General features: G+C 40.1%; 16 protein-coding genes. 3 read left to right on the top strand and 13 right to left on the bottom strand.

Features of this window, described 5'->3' with window-relative positions:
• Positions 1–205: 205 nt before the first annotated feature.
• Entirely contained in the window at positions 206–874 is a 669-nt protein-coding gene (locus tag NLF99_RS11440) for a tetratricopeptide repeat protein (RefSeq protein WP_093095065.1), read from the top strand.
• 63 nt (positions 875–937) lie between these two features.
• Here NLF99_RS11440 and NLF99_RS11435 read toward each other — a convergent pair whose 3' ends face one another.
• The 5 genes from NLF99_RS11435 to NLF99_RS11415 all read right to left on the bottom strand — a co-directional run bounded on the left by NLF99_RS11435 (position 938) and on the right by NLF99_RS11415 (position 8,638).
• Positions 938–1,465, bottom strand: coding sequence for a helix-turn-helix domain-containing protein (locus NLF99_RS11435; protein ID WP_254528313.1), 528 nt, complete (start codon positions 1,463–1,465; stop codon positions 938–940).
• A gap of 72 nt (positions 1,466–1,537) precedes the next feature.
• Positions 1,538–3,049, bottom strand: coding sequence for an NAD(P)H-hydrate dehydratase (locus NLF99_RS11430; protein WP_254528311.1), 1,512 nt, complete (start codon positions 3,047–3,049; stop codon positions 1,538–1,540).
• A gap of 60 nt (positions 3,050–3,109) precedes the next feature.
• On the bottom strand, positions 3,110–5,374 hold the full coding sequence (locus NLF99_RS11425) for a S9 family peptidase (RefSeq protein ID WP_254528309.1): 2,265 nt from the start codon (positions 5,372–5,374) through the stop codon (positions 3,110–3,112).
• 64 nt (positions 5,375–5,438) lie between these two features.
• The gene (locus tag NLF99_RS11420) at positions 5,439–7,946 is read right to left on the bottom strand and encodes an ABC transporter permease (RefSeq protein ID WP_254528307.1); all 2,508 of its coding nucleotides are present in this window, start codon (positions 7,944–7,946) and stop codon (positions 5,439–5,441) included.
• A gap of 20 nt (positions 7,947–7,966) precedes the next feature.
• A complete protein-coding gene (locus NLF99_RS11415) occupies positions 7,967–8,638 on the bottom strand; it encodes an ABC transporter ATP-binding protein (protein WP_254528305.1) in 672 nt (223 codons plus the stop codon).
• Between the two features lie 41 nt (positions 8,639–8,679).
• On the opposite strand from NLF99_RS11415, the gene NLF99_RS11410 reads away from it, so the two are divergent.
• A complete protein-coding gene (locus tag NLF99_RS11410) occupies positions 8,680–9,366 on the top strand; it encodes an arylesterase (RefSeq protein ID WP_254528304.1) in 687 nt (228 codons plus the stop codon).
• Positions 9,367–9,946: 580 nt separating this feature from the next.
• Here NLF99_RS11410 and NLF99_RS11405 read toward each other — a convergent pair.
• From NLF99_RS11405 to NLF99_RS11385, 5 genes are all read right to left on the bottom strand, one after another.
• Positions 9,947–10,396 (bottom strand): hypothetical protein, encoded by a 450-nt coding sequence (locus NLF99_RS11405; RefSeq protein ID WP_185213616.1) that lies wholly within the window; start codon positions 10,394–10,396, stop codon positions 9,947–9,949.
• A 227-nt stretch (positions 10,397–10,623) separates the two neighbouring features.
• Positions 10,624–11,370 (bottom strand): phosphate ABC transporter ATP-binding protein PstB, encoded by a 747-nt coding sequence (gene pstB, locus NLF99_RS11400; protein ID WP_185213615.1) that lies wholly within the window; start codon positions 11,368–11,370, stop codon positions 10,624–10,626.
• Positions 11,360–12,217 carry a phosphate ABC transporter permease PstA gene (gene pstA, locus NLF99_RS11395; protein ID WP_185213614.1) on the bottom strand — a complete coding sequence of 286 codons (858 nt, stop codon included), beginning with the start codon at positions 12,215–12,217 and terminating at the stop codon, positions 11,360–11,362. Before pstA ends, pstB begins: the two co-directional genes overlap by 11 nt.
• On the bottom strand, positions 12,207–13,097 hold the full coding sequence (gene pstC, locus NLF99_RS11390; RefSeq protein ID WP_185213613.1) for a phosphate ABC transporter permease subunit PstC: 891 nt from the start codon (positions 13,095–13,097) through the stop codon (positions 12,207–12,209). Before pstC ends, pstA begins: the two co-directional genes overlap by 11 nt.
• Positions 13,087–13,962, bottom strand: a complete 876-nt coding sequence (locus tag NLF99_RS11385) for a PstS family phosphate ABC transporter substrate-binding protein (protein WP_185213612.1) — start codon at positions 13,960–13,962, stop codon at positions 13,087–13,089. The genes pstC and NLF99_RS11385 overlap by 11 nt, the downstream gene beginning before the upstream one ends.
• A 291-nt stretch (positions 13,963–14,253) precedes the next feature.
• On the opposite strand from NLF99_RS11385, the gene NLF99_RS11380 reads away from it, so the two are divergent.
• On the top strand, positions 14,254–15,327 hold the full coding sequence (locus NLF99_RS11380) for a DUF3667 domain-containing protein (protein WP_185217243.1): 1,074 nt from the start codon (positions 14,254–14,256) through the stop codon (positions 15,325–15,327).
• A gap of 83 nt (positions 15,328–15,410) precedes the next feature.
• Here the strand turns inward: NLF99_RS11380 and NLF99_RS11375 are convergent, their stop codons facing one another.
• The 3 genes from NLF99_RS11375 to NLF99_RS11365 all read right to left on the bottom strand — a co-directional run bounded on the left by NLF99_RS11375 (position 15,411) and on the right by NLF99_RS11365 (position 18,371).
• A complete protein-coding gene (locus NLF99_RS11375) occupies positions 15,411–16,559 on the bottom strand; it encodes an Sb-PDE family phosphodiesterase (RefSeq protein ID WP_254528303.1) in 1,149 nt (382 codons plus the stop codon).
• Between the two features lie 763 nt (positions 16,560–17,322).
• Positions 17,323–17,790 carry a DsrE family protein gene (locus tag NLF99_RS11370; RefSeq protein WP_254528301.1) on the bottom strand — a complete coding sequence of 156 codons (468 nt, stop codon included), beginning with the start codon at positions 17,788–17,790 and terminating at the stop codon, positions 17,323–17,325.
• A 5-nt stretch (positions 17,791–17,795) separates the two neighbouring features.
• Positions 17,796–18,371 carry a TlpA disulfide reductase family protein gene (locus tag NLF99_RS11365; protein WP_185213608.1) on the bottom strand — a complete coding sequence of 192 codons (576 nt, stop codon included), beginning with the start codon at positions 18,369–18,371 and terminating at the stop codon, positions 17,796–17,798.
• Positions 18,372–18,385 lie beyond the last annotated feature (14 nt).

The following is an 18,385-nucleotide window of genomic DNA, read 5'->3' as shown; positions in this document are numbered from 1 at the left end:
ATTATTGATTTGTATCTGTTAAATCGTCAGTAATCAGCACATTCTTTGTCACCTTTGTGTATAGATTTCTGCAATATTTAGAAGCAAGTTACAAAATGTGGAAATGTTTATAACTATTGATTGCGGCGTTAAACTATTTAACAGATTTTTACTCTATTAGTAGGAGTATAGAAATTTACAGGGAAAACAACATAAAAATTCAGACATGAAATTAAATAACTTGAATACACAGATGAAGACGATTAAGATTGGGTTAGCTACTGTTGCTTTGGCATTAGCTACAATGGGTGCACAAGCACAAGAAAAACAACACAGCGATCCAAATGTACGTGCTGGTGAAAAAGCATTATTGGACGGTGATTTTAAAACTGCAGCAACTCAATTCGAAAAGGCATTACCTAATGCTGGAAACGAACCTGAAGTTGTGTATTTATTAGGTTACTCTCAATTCCAAAATGGTGATTACAAAAAAGCTATCGCTAATTTCAACAAAGTAATTTCCTTGGATGCCAAAAACACTTCTGCTTACTACTACAAAGCAAAAGCGAACAACAACATGGCAGTAAACAAAGAATTGAAATTGAGCAACCAAGAACGTGAAGCTTTATTGAAATCTGCTACAGCTGACTATACTAAAGCAATCGCTATCAATGCAAATGACGCAAAATTATATCAAAACCGTGCTATTGCTTACCGCGATCTAGGAATCCTTACAGGTACTAAAGGTGCAGCTAACTACAATAAAGCAACAGCTACTGACGCGTACAACAAAGCTATTACAGACTATGAGAAAGTATTGACTTACGATGCTTCTCGTAAAGACATCCAAACTGAAGTTAAAAAAGCTACAGTTTACCGTGATAACCTTAAATAACAATTGAACAAAAACAGAAAGCCCGCAATTTGCGGGCTTTTCTGTTTTATTTAAATTTCAAGATTAGATCAACTGTTTCTTATAAACAGAAGGGCTAACCCCGGTCGTCTTTTTAAATTGGTTGCTCAAATGAGCGATACTGCTGTATTGCAGTTGTGCCGCTATCTCCGCCAAAGTGGCATCATAGCTCAACAGCTCTTTAACCTTTTCAACCTTTAGGTTGATTAAATATTTTTCGATACTCTCCCCTTGGACTTCGGAAAACGCACTACTCAGATAGGAATATTCCAGATTGAACCTTTCTGATAGATAACTCGACGTTTTGATTGACATTGACTCCTCCGCCTTCAACATCTCTGAGAGCGCTATTTTTATCTCTTCGACTAAAATCTGCTTCCTATCCTTTAATACTTCAAATCCAATCAACTTGAGCTCTTGGTCAAATAGAATACGTTCTGCGTCTGTAAAGGGTCTGCTTAAGTTAATGGAACCAATACTCACATCACCAAATGGAACATCCATCCTTTTCAAGATCTGTTCAACTGCCATAACGCAGCGAGGACATACCATATTTTTGATGTGAATTTGCATTGGATAAAGATAAGGATATTTTACCGGACCTAAATTAGCCTCTAGTCCAATGCTATCATTTGAATTTCATATTTACTCACTTTCATTCAAGAGATTCATAAAGGCAGAGGCCAAATGATCGATCAGATCAGATGCAATCAAACTGGTCTCACCTACCCAATCTTTCGCAAAATCACCTGCAGAACCATGAATATAAACCCCCAGAACAGCTGCATCTAAGGCATTATAACCTTGGGCAAGTAAACTACTGATAATACCGGTCAATACATCACCAGTTCCTCCAGTTGCCATACCAGGATTACCGGTAGAATTGAAATAAACCTCAGCAGCAGGATTCACAATAGCCGTGTTTGCTCCTTTGATGACCAAAATCACTTGGTTTTCACTGCAAAATGCTTTCACTTTATCCAATTTTTCCAAATCATTCTCCCATTCCCCAATCAAGCGTCTTAATTCCTTAGGGTGCGGGGTCAGAATAGTATTAATAGGTAGGTGCTTCAACAGATGTTCATTTTCAGCGATGATGTTTAGGGCATCCGCATCCAAAACCATTTTACTGTCCTCAGCAAGTGATTGCAACCATATTCCAAAACCGCGAACGGTTTCTTCATCCTTTCCCATCCCAATACCAACCCCATATGCAGAAAACTCACCCTGAACTTGGAAGTCAACTAACTTTTCTTCCGATGAATCCAATAAGACCATAGCTTCTGGAAAACCGATCTGCAAAACATTGTAGCCACATTTCGGGATATAAGCAGTTACCAGACCGCATCCAGATTTTAGGGCAGCCTTTGTAGCCATTAAAACTGCTCCCATTTTCCCCAAACTTCCTCCAACAATTGCTACATGTCCAAAGGTACCCTTATGCGAATACCTTGACCTGGAACGCAATAAGATATCAAGCATTCCTGCTTCAACATAGCGATTTGATGTACTTTGCTTCAGGATAGAATTCTCATCCAAGCCGATGTCCAAGACTTCGAATTCTCCTACAAAAATGGAATTCTGAGGAAGTAACAGTGCCAATTTAGGAAACTGGAAGGTGTAGACCTTGCTGGCACGGACAATAAGGTCTTCAAATTGACCAACAGCATCCAGCATTAAGCCAGAGGGCATATCAACCGATATTATCCTGCCTTGAAAATTATTCATCTGTTCAATGACTCCTCGCCATTCATCAGAAAGAGCTGCACTCAATCCATACCCAAATAAACAGTCTATTAAAAATCCTTCTATGGGAAGATCGAGGTCATCATCTAAATCGAAATACTGAATGTTGTCCAATTTATCTTGGTTCAACTGATTGTCGGCCGTATAATGATCCGACTTCAATAACCGAACTTCTACATCGTAGCCTGAATCCATCAATTGCCTCGCAATAGCTAATCCATCACCACCATTATTGCCCTTTCCACAAACGATGGCAATGGGCAGTTCCTTGATGACATCAAAATAATCATCCAAGATGGCCGTGCTGACTATGCTAGAAGCACGCTCCATGAGTTCCCAAGAATTGATCCCTTCATTTTGGATGGTTTCCTGGTCTACAATTTTCAACTGATCAGCGTTTAGGATTTTCATAACCGAATAAAATAAGTATAGCTCCTAAATTTAGGAGCTATACGCTTATATAACAACAGATTAATTTAAATGTTTGTGGAAAAAGCCCATCATGGCTTTATAGAATTCTATCTGATTTTCCTCTTTTCCAAACCCATGACCTTCATCATACTTCACCATATAAGGTACATCAACACCCTTTTCACGCAAAGCCTTTACAATTTGATCAGCCTCTGCAATTTTCACCCTCGGGTCATTCGCTCCCTGAACCACAAATAATGGGGCTTTTATTTTATCTACATGGAATATTGGAGAAACTTCTTTAGCAATTTCCGCTTCTTTTGGATCATCCAGATCATACCAAACCTGATAGAGCATTTCTTTATAAGGTTTCCAATATTCTGGAATGGAATTCATTAAGGTAAAGATATTGGACACCCCGACATAATCAACTCCCGCTTTATATAGATCCGGCGTCTTGGTCAGTCCTCTTAATACGGCATATCCTCCATGCGAACCACCATAGATAGCCACATTATCCTTATCAATCTGGCCCTGATCAATGACGTATTTAATACCATCTTCCACATCATCCATAGCTTTTCTACCAATTTCCTTGAAACCGGCCTTTAAAAAATCCTTACCGTAGCCTCCTGACACCCGGAAGTTGACTTGCAATGTCGCAAATCCATGAGCAGCAAATAATTGTGCTTCCGGATTGAATCCCCAACTATCACGAACTCCTTGTGGCCCTCCATGTGGATTGACGATCAATGGAACTTTCTTTCCATCCAAGGCTTCTTTAGGTAAGGTTAGATAACCATGCAATGTCAGCCCATCCCTTGATTTAAAAGAAATCGGACGCATCTCAGCCATATCTGCTTCCTTCAATTGCGGCATCAGATCATAAAGTAAAGTGATCTTTTTAGTTCCGGCATCTAAATGGTAGTATTTTCCGTACAGCTTATCGCTCTGCACAACCACTAAATATTGATCCTCCTTATCTGTCTTCCCAACTATGGAATATTCATAATTCGGGAATTCCTTCTGGAACAGGGAATAGATCTCTTTGAAAGTTTCACTCTTGGGTTCAATCTCCACTTTCTCACCCTCATAACCCACATAGTCCAACTCCCAATTTCTATTCCTGGATAGCCCTAATATGGTAGCATCATAATCTGGATTGGAATACACTTCCTTGATCAACTTTTTCTGACCTAGATCATACAGGACGATCCTAGCCTTGTCCGAATCCAAATTAGTTAACACATAGGCCTCGTCTGGATTTTTAGAGGCATAATTAAACGACAATACTGAAAAAGTATCATACCATTTCGTTGTGCCAAACAATTCAAACTCCGTTTTTCCCTGAGGTTTATAGAAAAATTGGGTATTTACTCCATTTTGCATCTTGGCATAGCCGCGTAAGTTTCCATCTTTATCAAATTCATAACCTACAATAGCATTCTCAGGATCCGTATTGGTAAAAAGCTTTTCCATTTCACCGGTCTGCACATTGACCTTGTACGGTTCAAAGACTTGCTTGTTATCCTTGTTCATTTGGATAATGATTACATCCTTTTGCTCCTTCAGCATATTCAGGATTCCTGCTTGAACGCCTTCAAATGGTGTAAGGTCAATATTCTTCGTACCATCAATATTGACAGCATACAGATGGTAATTCTCATTTCCTCCTTGATCCATAATGTAGACCAAACGTTCATCATTCACCCAGCCCATCCCACGGATCAATTCATCTTTCTCTTCTATCGCTCTGACCACTTTACCAGTAGCGACCTCCTTTACCATTACATGGCGTTTGTTGTTGGCGTCTTTTTCGCGATAAGAGATGTATTTTCCATTCGGCGACAAGGCAAAACTAGAGGATTTTGGTTTGGCAAAATAATCTTCTACCTTGTACTTGTAATTACCATTCCCCAGTTCTATCAATTTCGCCAATTCAGAGTCTGTTGAAACTAAACTTGGATCTCCGGGTTTGCTGATCTTGGTCTTAGCCAATTTCAATGGAAATTCCATTCCTGATTGCTTAAATATTCCTTCGAGATATTCCCCTTTAAGTTCTCCTTCATAGGATAAAGCTGGTTGCTCCATCGCCAGATTAAGCTTATTGTTCTCGAACTTTACGGTCGACATGGGCAATCCTGATGCTCCTTGAGCAGGGACATCCATGGTTGCCGCTAAATTTCCGTCTTTGTCACTGATGTGAAAGATTAACTCCATTTTGGCCCCTTGGACCTCAAGTTCTCCCTTCCAATCACCAGCAACCTGAGCTTTAGTACTTATCATACCCAAAAGTACAAACAGCATTGTGAATAATTTTTTCATAATCTAAAATCAATTTGTTAGTGTATAAATTTAACATATTGTTACAATATTTTCGGTAAATACCTTATTCTTTTCGCAAAGCTTCTAAAGGAGAACGATTGATGACTGACAAGCTGTTGATCAATCCGATCAGAACAGTCAATCCCACAATCAGCACCAACAACAAAGCGATCATACCAATAGATGGCACAAATACACTTTCAAAAACAAAAATAGCTAATAAATAACTCGCTAGAAGTGAAATTATTATACCCGTTAAGGCAGAAAGCAATCCTAAAAACAGGTACTCACTGATGGTAATGAGAAAGATCTGCTTTCTGCTTGCGCCTAATGTACGCAAAAGCACATTTTCGCGAATCCGCTGAAACTTGCTGATCCGCACCGAAGATATCAAAACGATGATTCCTGTAAGGATACTGAAAGCCCCCATAAATTGGATGATAAACCCAATTTTATCTAGAATTTCCTGCAGTACCGTTAAAACAGCATTCATATCGATTACGGAAACATTCGGGAAATTATTGACGATCTTCTGTTGAAATTTACTGGATTCTATTTCTGTAGGCACCTTAGTCATCATCAGATAAAACTGGGGTGCTTGATCGATGCTTCCCTTGGCAAAGACAACCCTAAAATTAGATTGGAAGCGATTCCAATCTACTTGCCTGATGCTACTGACCTTTGCAGGAATGATCAATCCCTGAACATTGAAAGACAACCTATCTCCAACCTTCACCTTGATGTTATCGGCATAATTCTGGTCCAAAGAAACCGAGGCGGTATCCTTATTTCCCACAACCCCTACCCATTTACCGGAAGTAATGCTTTCCGTTTTGGTCAAAGAATCGCGATAGGTCGCACGGATTTCCCCGCGAAACGCTCTTGAAGAAACTTCACTGCTGGTATCTGCAACAACATCCTTTAAAGTCACGCCATTGACACTCTGCAATTGCATGGTAACAACAGGTACTGCTTCTAATATGGGATAGCCCTCCTCTTTCGCCATTTTAGAAAGCGATTCATGCTGCGAAGGCTGAATATCAAACATCAGCATATTGGCCTGACTCTGTTCTGAAGAGATTTTCACCCGATTGATCAATAGATCCTGCACCAAAAACATGGTCGAGATCAGAGCCGTTCCCAGACCGATGGATATCATCAAGATCACCGTTTGGTTATTAGGGCGGTAAAGATTGGACAAGCCCTGTCGCCAGAGATAAGGCCATCCCTTCGGAAAGAATTTCCTGATAAGATATGTGAAAGCCTTTGCTACACCGTAAAGCAATAAAAAGGTAATGCCTACTCCTGCAACAAAAACTAAAGTCTGTATCCAATCTGCCATTTGAAGCCTGGCAAATCCGGTAATAAAGATCAAGATCAAAAGGTACACCCACCAGCTCATCTTATCCTTAAACATGCTTTCCTCTTTATCTGATATCCGAATAGAGTTCAGCGGAGAAATATTTCGTACGGCCAATAGTGGCAACAGCGCAAATAAAACTGCTATAACGACACCTAAACCAATGCCTTCTAAGATGGCAAGCCAGGACACACCAGTCGTCAAGCTCACTGGTATGACATCTTGCATGACCACGGGAATTAAATATTGGATCAAGGAGCCTAAAACTGCTCCAATGATACCTCCGATTAGCCCTATACCTGCAAATTGAACCAAAAAGATATAAAAGGCCTGCTTCGCTGTTGTACCCAAACATCTCAACACAGCAACAGAAAGCAGTTTTTCGCGAACATAGATCTGAACGGAACTTGATACGCCAATACAGCCTAGCAACAGGGCCACAAATCCTACCAATTCCATGAAGCTAGCCATGTCGGCAAAAGACCTACCGGTATTTTCTTTCGTAGTCTGTATGGTTGATGCCCTCAACTGCAGCTCCTCAATCTTTTTATCTAATTTTTCAACCTCCTTATCAACAGCAAATCCTTTAGGCAATTTAAAATAATAATGGTATTCAATTCGACTTCCCTGCTGTTGCAGGCCCGAATTCTTCAATTGGGCAATCGGTACAAAAACCGAAGGTGCCATGGCTCCTGCTATGGCAGCCTGTCCAGGCTGGGAAAGCACATTCCCTAAGATTGGATAACTGTTGTTCCCAAGTTGGACGGAATCATTTACCACAGCGTTAAATTGCAACAAAAGTGAATTCTCCACATATACACCGGCCTTGGTACCAAAATCCCGATAGCTATCGGAAGGATTAGTTTCCACTTCACCATAAAAAGGATAATGACCTTCAATGGCACGTACTTGCACCAATCTGGAGCCCTCCGCCTTTGGAAAACGGATCATGGACATAAATCTTTCTTCCTTGGCAAAATCCTCACTCATACCCTTAAGGGAATCAATAAATTTCATGGCTTCTGAAGAAGGCTCCCTGCGGCTTTCCAGTTCCAGATCCGCACCGATCAATTCCGCAGCTTGCGAATCAATGTCCTTTCTCAGATTTTCATTAAAGGAATTCATTGCAACCAAGGCCGCTATCCCCAATATAATGGAAGATATAAAGAGGAATAACCGCGATCTATTTTTCCGGCTATCCCGCCATGCCATTAAGAGTATCCAGCGCCAATTCATTGGATCCTTCCTCCCTTAATTGGAATTATCTTTTGTGTTTTGGCCGCTAGGTCCAGATCATGGGTCACGATAACCAAAGTAGTCCCAGATTCTTTATTCAACTGAAACAACATGTCTTCAATGATCGCGCTGGTTTCTGCATCCAGGTTTCCAGTGGGTTCGTCTGCAAATAATATCTTAGGTTTATTGGCAAATGCCCGCGCCAGGGAAACCCGTTGTTGTTCACCACCCGATAGCTGGGAAGGGTAATGGTCTGAACGAGAAGATAGACCTACCTTGTCCAACAGTTCCAAAGCATCCTTTTGTTTATTCTTCATTCCCCGCAATTCCATCGGAACCAATACATTTTCCAATGCTGTAAGCGTAGGCAACAATTGGAAATTTTGGAATACAAAACCAACATGTTCATTTCTTACCTGAGCCAATTTATCCTCGCTCAGCCCGGTTAATTTTATTCCATTTAGGAGGATATCCCCTTCCGAACTTTGGTCCAGACCCGCGCACAAACCTAACAAGGTGGTCTTGCCGCTGCCTGAGGGTCCCACAATAGAAACGGTGGAACCTTCTTCTATTTCAAAATTGATATCATTTAAGACTGGGATTTTATGGTCTCCAATTTGGTAATTCTTGAAGACATGCTGAACTTGTAGGATCATAGTAGATGACATATCTAATAAATTTATATATTATTTTTAATTAAATTAGCCTTATGAATCACATCAAATCTATAATATCAGCCGTTTCCGTTGTTTTTTTACTTGCATCTTGCAATAACTCCAACCCACAGCAGAAATCTCCATCATCTTCTGATAGTACAACGCTCGATACGACCAAAACAGAAAGCAGCAAGCGCATCCTGTTTTTCGGCAATAGTTTGACAGCAGGATTAGGGTTAGATGACCAGTCGGAAGCATTTCCGGCCTTGATACAAGGCAAAATTGACTCTTTGAATTTAGGGTATACCTGTATAAATGCAGGTCTGAGCGGCGAAACTTCAGCCGGTGGAAAAGATAGGGTTGATTGGTTATTGAAAGATAAGATTGATGTATTCGTCCTTGAATTAGGTGCCAATGATGGACTACGTGGGATCTCACCAGATGCCACTTACCAAAACCTAAACGAAATTGTTAACAAAGTCAAAAAAGCATATCCAGATTGCAAGCTTGTTCTTGCAGGGATGATGGTTCCGCCAAGCATGGGTGATCAATATTTCAAGGATTTCGCAGCAATATTCCCGAAACTGGCCAAAGAGCAGAATATGACCTTAGTACCTTTCCTATTGGACAAAGTTGCCGGAATCCAAACCCTGAACCAAGGTGATGGCGTACATCCCACTAAGGAAGGACAACAAATCTTAGCAGAAAACGTTTGGGCGCATTTAAAAGGTATATTATAGGGTATATGGGCAAAGAGCATAAATTATCCATGATCATTTTGGCCCATCCTCTAATCCTCGTTGGGTGAGTGGCGTCGAAGGGGATCCTGGGTCAACATAGCCTACAGTTCCTGCACCTTCGGTGCAGAATGACAGCATCTTTTAAAAAAAACAGTCTACAGATTCTTCACTGATCGTTCAGAATAGCAGTGTGCTAAAGAAACTTCCTACGGAACCATAGATCTTGGTCAATCCGGTGGGTGAGCCTGTCGAACCCCCATCCGAAGCTTGAGTGGCGTCGAAGGGGATCCTGGGTCAACATAGCCTACAGTTCCTGCACCTTCGGTGCAGAATGACAGCATCTTTTAAAAAAAAGCCTACAGATTCTTCACTGATCGTTCAGAATAGCAGTGTGCTAAAGAAACTTCCTGCGGAACCTTAGATCTTGGTCAATCCTCTCATCCTTCCCATCCTGGTTCATTCCCAGATCTTGGTCAATCCTCTCATCCTTCCCATCCTGGTTCAAAAAAAAGGATTCCCTTTCGGAAATCCTTAACTAAAAAATTTAAAAAACAACTAAAATTCTTGAATGCAACAAGCCTTATTTAAGGAAGACTTGTTGGTGTAATTGGTTGATATCGATATCAGGGAACTGTCTATCAAAATCAATTGACATATCCATCGAATCAATTTGGCCATCGCCATTGGAATCCCAATCCATTGAAACATAATATTTAATGGAATCTCCTTCTTGTACTTCTGGTTTGATCAATGTTAAATGGTCCATTGGGATTTCAAAATCCACGGTAAAGGGCACTTGTGCTGCCTCAAAGTCTACTTCATCTATCATGGTAGCTGATACATCGGCTACATTTGCTGGTACGGCAAATAATTTCACTTTTCCTTTGCTATTCTGAAGGACAGAATCTTGTTGACCTACAAACTCCACGGTCAACAATTGAGGCCCTTTTACGACTTCACCAGATCCCTTAAGTCCGCAACTGCTCAGGAACAAAGCACAAAGGCCACAAAAAACGATTAATTTTCTCATAACTTAATTATTTTAACGGTTAAATATAGTTTAAATTCTAATAACTCAAAGAAAGTTTTAATAGTTTAACAAAAACCTAACATAAATGTTTTTAGCATCATATTAATAAGGATTTGAAGATGAGGGAGGTATCCTAAAATAAGAGAACCTTGGTTTACCGAAGTAATCTCAAGGTTCACACAAGGATAATATAATATATAAACGGAACGGAAAAATATCTCTTTTGATTAGCCAAACTGGCCAGTAATGTAATTTGCGGTAACTTCGTTCAGCGGATTTCCAAATATTTGCTGGGTCAAGCCCTCTTCTTTTACCTCTCCTAAGTACATAAAGACTGTTTTATCAGCAATACGCTGCGCCTGTTGCATATTATGGGTAACAATAACGATCGTGTATTTCTCTTTCAGGTGCATGATCAGCTCTTCGATTTTCAAGGTACTCACAGGATCCAGAGCCGAACAGGGCTCATCCATCAAAATAACTTCAGGTCTCAGGGCAACCGCACGTGCTATACATAAACGCTGTTGCTGACCACCAGATAAACGGGTAGCAGGCATTTTCAAATCGTTCTTTACCTCTTCCCATAGGAATGCTTCACGCAAAGCCTTTTCAATGATAGCTTTATCATGTGGCAAATTGTTGATCTTTAAGCCATAAGCGATATTCTCATAGATACTCTTCGGAAATGGATTGGCTTTTTGGAAAACCATGCCAATTCGCTTTCTGATTTCCGTAACAGGAACGGATTTGGAATAAAGATCGAGATCCTCCAACTTCAAGGAGCCTGTTATTTTGGCATCTGCTGAAAGGTCATGCATTCTATTGAAAGAACGCAACAAAGTACTCTTTCCGCATCCTGAGGGTCCAATCAAGGCTGTAATTTCATTTTCTGCAAACTCCACGTTCACATTATTCAGCACATGCTTGGTACCGAAACTGATGTTTAGATTTTCTGCGGATAACTTAGTTTTCATTTTTTCTGTACTTATAACGAATATAAAATGCGGTCAGGTTTAGTAAGAACACAACAATGATTAATACGAGAGCCGTACCATAAGCGATCGGACGGACTTCATCGATGGATTGATGCTGTGTTGACAACATATATAAGTGATATGGCAAGGCCATAAATTCTTGATTGATAAATGCACTGGTACCATTGATGTAAAATGCGGCACCTGTAAATAGTATGGGAGCTGTTTCTCCGGCTGCCCGTGACAATGTCAGTACAACACCTGTCAAAATCCCTGACATGGCTGATGGAATGATCACATCTTTAATGGTCTCAAATTTTGTTGCTCCAACCGCTAATGCTGCTTCTCGGGTTGAATTCGGGATTCGCATCAGTGCTTCCTCTGTTGTGGTAATGATATACGGTAAGGACAGGAGCCCTAAGGTTAAGCCGGCAGCAATTAATGATGTTCCAAAATGCATGGCCTGTACAAATAATGCCAATCCAAAAAGGCCATAGATTATGGAAGGTACCCCAGAAAGGTTACGGATGGAAGCACGAATGGTCCTGGTTAACCAGCTATCCTCTGCATATTCTTGGAGATAGATGGCACAGGCAACGCCGAATGGAATGGAAAACAATGCCGTAATCAAAGTAAGCAAAACGGTTCCAATGATAGGTGTCAGGATCCCTCCTTTGGTCATTCCATCGGACGGAACTTTAGAAACAAATTCCCAAGAAAGTTGACTAGAACCTTTGGAAACAATTTCCCAAATCACAACCACCAGAAAAAAACACACCAATAAGGTACTGGTCAATAAAGTACCCCACTCAATGATACTTGATAATCTATGTGTTCTACGCTGCATGATATTTTCTGAATCGGTTAATAAAATACTCGCCCAACATATTTGCTGCTAATGTCATGATGAATAAAACTGTTGCAATGGCATATAGTGCGAAATAATGTGTTGTTTGATACGGAACTTCCCCCATTTCAATAGCGATGGTCGCTGTCATGGTTTTTACGGAGTCAAACATACTGGTCGGTAAGATGGATGCATTTCCGGTCGCCATCAATACGGTCATGGTTTCACCGATTGCACGGCCAACCCCTAGCATCACCGCAGCAATAATGCCCGGCGCCGCTGCTGGAATCACTACTTTACAAAGTGTTTGCCATTTAGTCGCCCCTACTCCATAACTTGCTTCCTTATATGTCTTTGGAACAGCATGTATGGCATCTTCAGCGACCGTAATGATTGTTGGCAAAGCCATTACAGCCAATAATATGGCGCCATTCAAGGCATTTAAGCCATTAGAAAGATCAGCTAAGCTCGCAATCCCTGGGCTTACCACCACAATACCTAAGAAACCGATCACCACGGAAGGAATTGCAGCAAGCATTTCAATCGCCGGTTTCAAAAAATTCTTCAACCTCGGACTGGCATATTCTGCAATAAATGCAGCTGTTCCAATCCCTAAGGGAATAGCGATCAACATCGCCCCGAAGGTGACGATCGTGGTACTAATGATTAATGGAAGCATCCCGTATTTTGGATTCTTTCCGGTAGGATTCCATTCCATCCCTGTAATAAAATCCAAGGGTCTGACATCCAAGAAAAATGAAAAGGAATTGTAAATCAACATGGCTAATATTCCGCCCAGTAAAGCTAGCACCAAAAATCCTGTGGCCTTGAAAACGAATTTGAAAAAAACGTCCAAGGATAATCTTGCTCTATATTTCATTTTTTTGATTTTCTAAGATATAATAACCATGGTCTTCAATTAATATTCTTCCCGCAGGGCTGCGTTCGAAATTGATAAATGGGCGAACCTTTTCCCAAGATTTTGCCAGGATAAATTGGTACAGCGGTCTTTGGAAGAAGTATGTACCATTATTGATCGCATCCTGATCCAATGGTGATATTGAATGGCTGGTTTTATCCTTTTTGATCTTTAGTATTTTTATGCCTTGCGCTTCTTGCGGATCTGGGGAAACATAACCAGCTCCTACATAACCAATCCCAGTCTTATCCGCCTTGACTCCCTCGATAATCTGGGCATTCCCAGTCATCTCCTTTGCCGTGTTGGCAAATTCAATCTTCAGTTTCTTTTTTACAAAGGAATGCGTACCAGAGCTGCTCTGACGACCATAAATGTTGACCGGAGAATTGATTGCATTAACCTCCGACCAATTTTTAATGCTTCCATCCATAATTTTCGCCAAGGTTTCTACATCAATGGAATCAATCGGCAAATCCTTATGAACAATAAAGGCTGTTGCATCCTCGGCAAAAACAACCGTTTTTATATCGATGTTCTTATCTTGGAATTGCTGAACCTCCTCCTCGGAAAGTGGCCTCGAGGAATTGGCAATGTCTGCCTGTCCATTCATCAAAGAAGTGATCCCTAATCCCGATCCACCACCAGAAATGGCAATGCTGAAAGTCGGGTCCAACTTGGTGAATTTCTCAGCCAAATTGACCGCCAAATTTACTTCCGTATCAGACCCCTTCATCTTGATGGAATTGGAATTATTACTACATGAATAGAAAAACGTAGTACCTAACAAAGTTAGGATTGGAAAAAAGCGAATTATACTATTTCTCATCCCCACAAAAATGAAGATTAAGAATTAACAAATTATTAAGCCAATATTAACGAATATGCATATTGATGTTTTTGTGTAAAGGAATTGTAAAATATACATTAAGACAAGGCTTCAGTACGCAGTGTAATGTTAAATATTTATTCAATTACTTTCTATTTTTTATTAATTAGAAAAATTAAACAAGAACCCTAGCGTTCATACAAGGCCTACATGGTTAATATTTTTTGTCGGATTAAAGCCTTAGTTTTTTAATAATATTTAATATTTTGCATTAAAATACTGACCAAATTAATGAGCCACGGAAAACTACGTGAAGAAAAAAACTGCTTAAACTGCGGTCACTTCGTCGAGGAAAGGTTCTGCCCCCATTGCGGACAGGAAAACACGGAAAACAGACAGCCTTTTCATTATCTCTTTACCCACTTTTTTGAAGACTTCACCCACTATGATGGTCAGTTCTGGAAAACCATGAAGTATCTTTTGTTCTTTCCAGGAAAGCTGACCAAAATCTACCTTTCCGGTAAAAGGCAAGGATATGTGCCCCCTGTCAAACTGTATATCTTCATTTCCTTTGTAACCTTCTTTATTGCGTCTTTCGTAGGCACTAACAATCATGCTGACAATTCAGGAAATGTTTCCCTGGATTCCTTGCAAAAGGAAATCCTACGGAAGGAACTAAATCAGGATCTTTTGGCCAATGGAAGCATTGGGGTTTTAGATTCTGCGGAATTAAATTCAAAAATAGACCAAATCTTTAATCTGGATAGCTTACAGCATGAAGATGATGCCGATTTAAGCAACACAAAGCTGTTCAGTTTTAATTCCTTAGCTGAATACGACTCCATCTCCCAAGTAAATCCTTCCATAATCAGAAAGATTTTCAGGCCATATGTAAATAAATATTTCGAACTGAAGGACCATCAGGTTCCATTGAATGATATAGTACAGAGCTTTGTGACTGTTTTTATGCATACTTTCCCAAAAGCCTTATTTTTCTACCTGCCGATATTTGCACTGATCCTGTACCTCTTCCATGACAAGAAAAAATGGTGGTATTACGACCATGGCGTATTTACACTTCATTATTTTTCTTTCTTGCTCATGATCGCTACCTTATTCCTTATCATGAACCTGATTGAACCGAGCCTTCACGCCTATGCCTGGTTCAACCATCTTTCCACATGGATTTACGGCATTGCCATGATATATGCAGGCCTGTATTTCTTTATCGCACATCACCGTTTCTATGCGACTAGGAAAAGAAGGAGTATTCTGATAGGAATATTAGTATTCATTGTCAATTCATTTGCTTTTTCAATCCTATTGATGATCTTGGTAAGCATTTCTCTGCTGCTGATCCATTAATCCAAAATACGATCTTTAACAAAAACCGCCCACAGAATTTCTGGGGCGGTTTTTTAATATTAACTTGTTGGTTGTATGCTTATTTATTTAAGATTGACTTCAAACTGCAAATGTTTGTCACTTCTGATATAAGTGGAAATAATTTCATAGGACAGTCTGGATTGGCCATCTTCGGCAGTCAAGATTTGAGTGGATTCTGGATAAAGGACCAATCGCTTTGTTCCCTTTCCTTCTTTTAGTTCCAGTTCAAAGTATAGGTCACTATTGTTCTTGATTTCATAATATCTGGTCTTCACTTTTGTTTTGCCATTGATTTTTTCATGATAGGATGCTGAGACCGAAACACAGGCATTCACTAATTCCCTAACATGTTCTTCCTTTCCAAAAAGATAGTTACTTGACCAAACTACGGTACGCCCTGCTTCCAAAGCTTCACGTATTCCAGCTGCTGAACGGTCTTTTGACATGACCAATGTCATAGTTCTATGAACCCCAGGTTTTTCCATATCATAATCATGGGCAATCAGGTTATGGATATCTGTATTTCCAATAATGGCCAGATTTCGGTCCAATGCCCAGTCCAACGCTTTTTTATGGAATCCAAGTCCATTAACCACTTCGATGCCATGTAGCTTTTTCTCTTGGTACATCTTTTCCACAAAATCGATCCATTCATAAGAGCCAGGTATGTTATTTACCTGCCAACCAGGATGGTTCCAGAAGATAAAGGCTTTCTGGGCATAAACCTTATCGATCGCTTCTTGGTCCAGGCTTGCATTATTATCGGAAACTAAGGTATTGGCATCTTGAATAAATAGCGCATTGAAATGGCCTGGAGGAGTTTGACGGGTAATTTCAGTACCTTTCACCAAAAGGACATTGTTTTCTTTTGCTAGTTCTACGGCTAAATCATGGGAACGGTTATGGTCTACCTTCACATCCGCACTGTGCGGGTTATATTCCATGTGTTCGGTATATGAAATAGCGTCCAATCCTTCACGCCAAGCTTCCTGAACACGGACATTAGGCCAAACATGACCATCGGTAAAGACCGTATGCATATGAAAATCACATTTCAAAACCTGGAAACCATTGACATTGGGAATATTTAAGTTCTTGCGTTTGACTGGATATGCAAACTCCGATAATTCCATAATGCCGTTATCAGTTTGGCCTTGTGTAACAACCACTGAAAGAAGCAATGCTCCCAAAAGAGTAGATTTGATTTTCATAGTTTAATCAGCTTAAGTTATGGTCACGAAAATAGCAAAGCTTTATTAAGTGAATATTAACATTGTGTTGTCGATTAATTAAGAAAATAAAAGTGTTTTACATTTTTTTCTATCACTTTTTTAAGGAAATTTGAATGAGCCGAACTGCATTTCGTTTGAGAATTCTTGTTGAGTTTTGGATGGACCTTATTCGAGACACATTCCGAATTTTCCGAATATGTCTCGAATGAGACCAAAAGAATGTTCGAAAAATATCCTTCATAATTTGTAGAATTTTAGTGGAATTAAAGGGATGGATTGGTTGAACCAGGATTAAAAGGATAAGAGGATAGACCAAGAACTGGGAAGGAACCAGGATGAAAAGGATGAGAGGATGAAACAAGATTAAAGCACCAAAAGAAAATTTCTTTAGCACACTGCTATTCTGAACGATCAGTGAGGAATCTATTTACTGTTTTTGAAGATCATGTCATCCTGCACCTTCGGTACAGGAACTGTTAGCTATATTGAACCAGGATGAAAGGGATGAAAGGTTAGACCAAGATCTGGGAAACAATGGCGTACAATTCTTCAATCTTCGATTGAAGATGACAGGCTGTTTGGGAGGACCACCGTACAGATTCCTCACTATTCGTTCAGAATTGGAAGTTAGCTAGTATTCTTTTAGAAGTGTAAATCTTGGTCTATCCTCCAATCCTTTCCATCCTGATTCAAAAAAAGCAACCCAGAAAGGGTTGCTTTTTTTTATTATCTGCTATGATCCTTAAGGCTTGATCACTGTCCAGCCCTCATTATTTAAGATCACGAGTTCTCCATTGCCACTTGGGGTGTATCCAATAAAGTCAAAGAGTTCGTCCTTTTTATACCCTCTTTCTTCAAGAGAATTCAGGCATTGAACCACCCGTACTCCTTTTTCAATAAGTCCCAAAAGCTGTTCTTCGTATTGATTGTCTTTGCGCATCACTTCCGTACCTCCGGAAAAGGTCACCAGTTCGACTTCCAGTTTGCCACTTAAACGTGGATCTTTGAGAAGGTTATTGATGTTTCTGAACGCTTTCTTTACGATATCAGGATTATCGGTATCCAATTGATACACGGCTTTATATTTCTCTTTTTGAGTATCTGCACCTGTATATTGTTGATTTTTTGCGATCAGTTCTTCACGTGATTGCGCGAAGGCATCATCTCCATGTAATCCAGCGAGTAGCATCATAATTATTATGTATTTCATTGATATTATCTTTCGTTTTCTTTTGTAAGATCGATTAATCCTTGTTTAAGTTTCTCGGACTTGAAATCCATCATACCGACCTGCTTGCCGATAATGTCTCCATTTTTGGCAAGGATTACAGTCATTGGAATGGAATTGGACATTAACTCCTCTGGGAGTTCCGACCCAACGGTGTACAAGGGCAAGGTATATTTGTTCTTGGCCATAAATTTGGCCGCCTTATCAATATCCTGATCCACTTCAATGGCCATAAAGACGATATCCTTTTCAGATTTCAATTCCTCATGCAATTTTTGCAGGGAAGGCATTTCTGCAATGCATGGCGGACACCATGTTGCCCAGAAGTTCATGACAACAACCTTTCCCTTAAGATCGCTCAATGCAACAGTTTCACCGTTGATATTGGTAAAACTTGCTTTCAGGTCATTTTGTTTGCCGACCATTTTCGCTTCTTGGACTTCTTCCGTGTTATCAACTTGAACCGTTGAATCAGCAGAACCTTCCTTTTTAGTCCCGGAACTACATCCAACTGCCAATAGGGCCAACATAGAGATTCCCAAAATCATTTGCTTCGTTTTCATATTTAAATTTGCTT

The organism is Sphingobacterium sp. LZ11T8, assembly GCF_024261425.1.
GTDB lineage: Bacteria > Bacteroidota > Bacteroidia > Sphingobacteriales > Sphingobacteriaceae > Sphingobacterium.
This window is presented reverse-complemented; position numbering and strand designations above follow the sequence as displayed.

What these genes read in the sequence shown, in the direction of transcription:
- NLF99_RS11440 (WP_093095065.1), top strand. Translation starts at nt 206, where the DNA reads ATGAAATTAAATAACTTGAATACACAGATGAAGACGATTAAGATTGGG.
- NLF99_RS11435 (WP_254528313.1), bottom strand. Translation starts at nt 1,465, where the DNA reads ATGCAAATTCACATCAAAAATATGGTATGTCCTCGCTGCGTTATGGCA.
- NLF99_RS11430 (WP_254528311.1), bottom strand. Translation starts at nt 3,049, where the DNA reads ATGAAAATCCTAAACGCTGATCAGTTGAAAATTGTAGACCAGGAAACC.
- NLF99_RS11425 (WP_254528309.1), bottom strand. Translation starts at nt 5,374, where the DNA reads ATGAAAAAATTATTCACAATGCTGTTTGTACTTTTGGGTATGATAAGT.
- NLF99_RS11420 (WP_254528307.1), bottom strand. Translation starts at nt 7,946, where the DNA reads ATGGCATGGCGGGATAGCCGGAAAAATAGATCGCGGTTATTCCTCTTT.
- NLF99_RS11415 (WP_254528305.1), bottom strand. Translation starts at nt 8,638, where the DNA reads ATGTCATCTACTATGATCCTACAAGTTCAGCATGTCTTCAAGAATTAC.
- NLF99_RS11410 (WP_254528304.1), top strand. Translation starts at nt 8,680, where the DNA reads ATGAATCACATCAAATCTATAATATCAGCCGTTTCCGTTGTTTTTTTA.
- NLF99_RS11405 (WP_185213616.1), bottom strand. Translation starts at nt 10,396, where the DNA reads ATGAGAAAATTAATCGTTTTTTGTGGCCTTTGTGCTTTGTTCCTGAGC.
- pstB (WP_185213615.1), bottom strand. Translation starts at nt 11,370, where the DNA reads ATGAAAACTAAGTTATCCGCAGAAAATCTAAACATCAGTTTCGGTACC.
- pstA (WP_185213614.1), bottom strand. Translation starts at nt 12,217, where the DNA reads ATGCAGCGTAGAACACATAGATTATCAAGTATCATTGAGTGGGGTACT.
- pstC (WP_185213613.1), bottom strand. Translation starts at nt 13,097, where the DNA reads ATGAAATATAGAGCAAGATTATCCTTGGACGTTTTTTTCAAATTCGTT.
- NLF99_RS11385 (WP_185213612.1), bottom strand. Translation starts at nt 13,962, where the DNA reads ATGAGAAATAGTATAATTCGCTTTTTTCCAATCCTAACTTTGTTAGGT.
- NLF99_RS11380 (WP_185217243.1), top strand. Translation starts at nt 14,254, where the DNA reads ATGAGCCACGGAAAACTACGTGAAGAAAAAAACTGCTTAAACTGCGGT.
- NLF99_RS11375 (WP_254528303.1), bottom strand. Translation starts at nt 16,559, where the DNA reads ATGAAAATCAAATCTACTCTTTTGGGAGCATTGCTTCTTTCAGTGGTT.
- NLF99_RS11370 (WP_254528301.1), bottom strand. Translation starts at nt 17,790, where the DNA reads ATGAAATACATAATAATTATGATGCTACTCGCTGGATTACATGGAGAT.
- NLF99_RS11365 (WP_185213608.1), bottom strand. Translation starts at nt 18,371, where the DNA reads ATGAAAACGAAGCAAATGATTTTGGGAATCTCTATGTTGGCCCTATTG.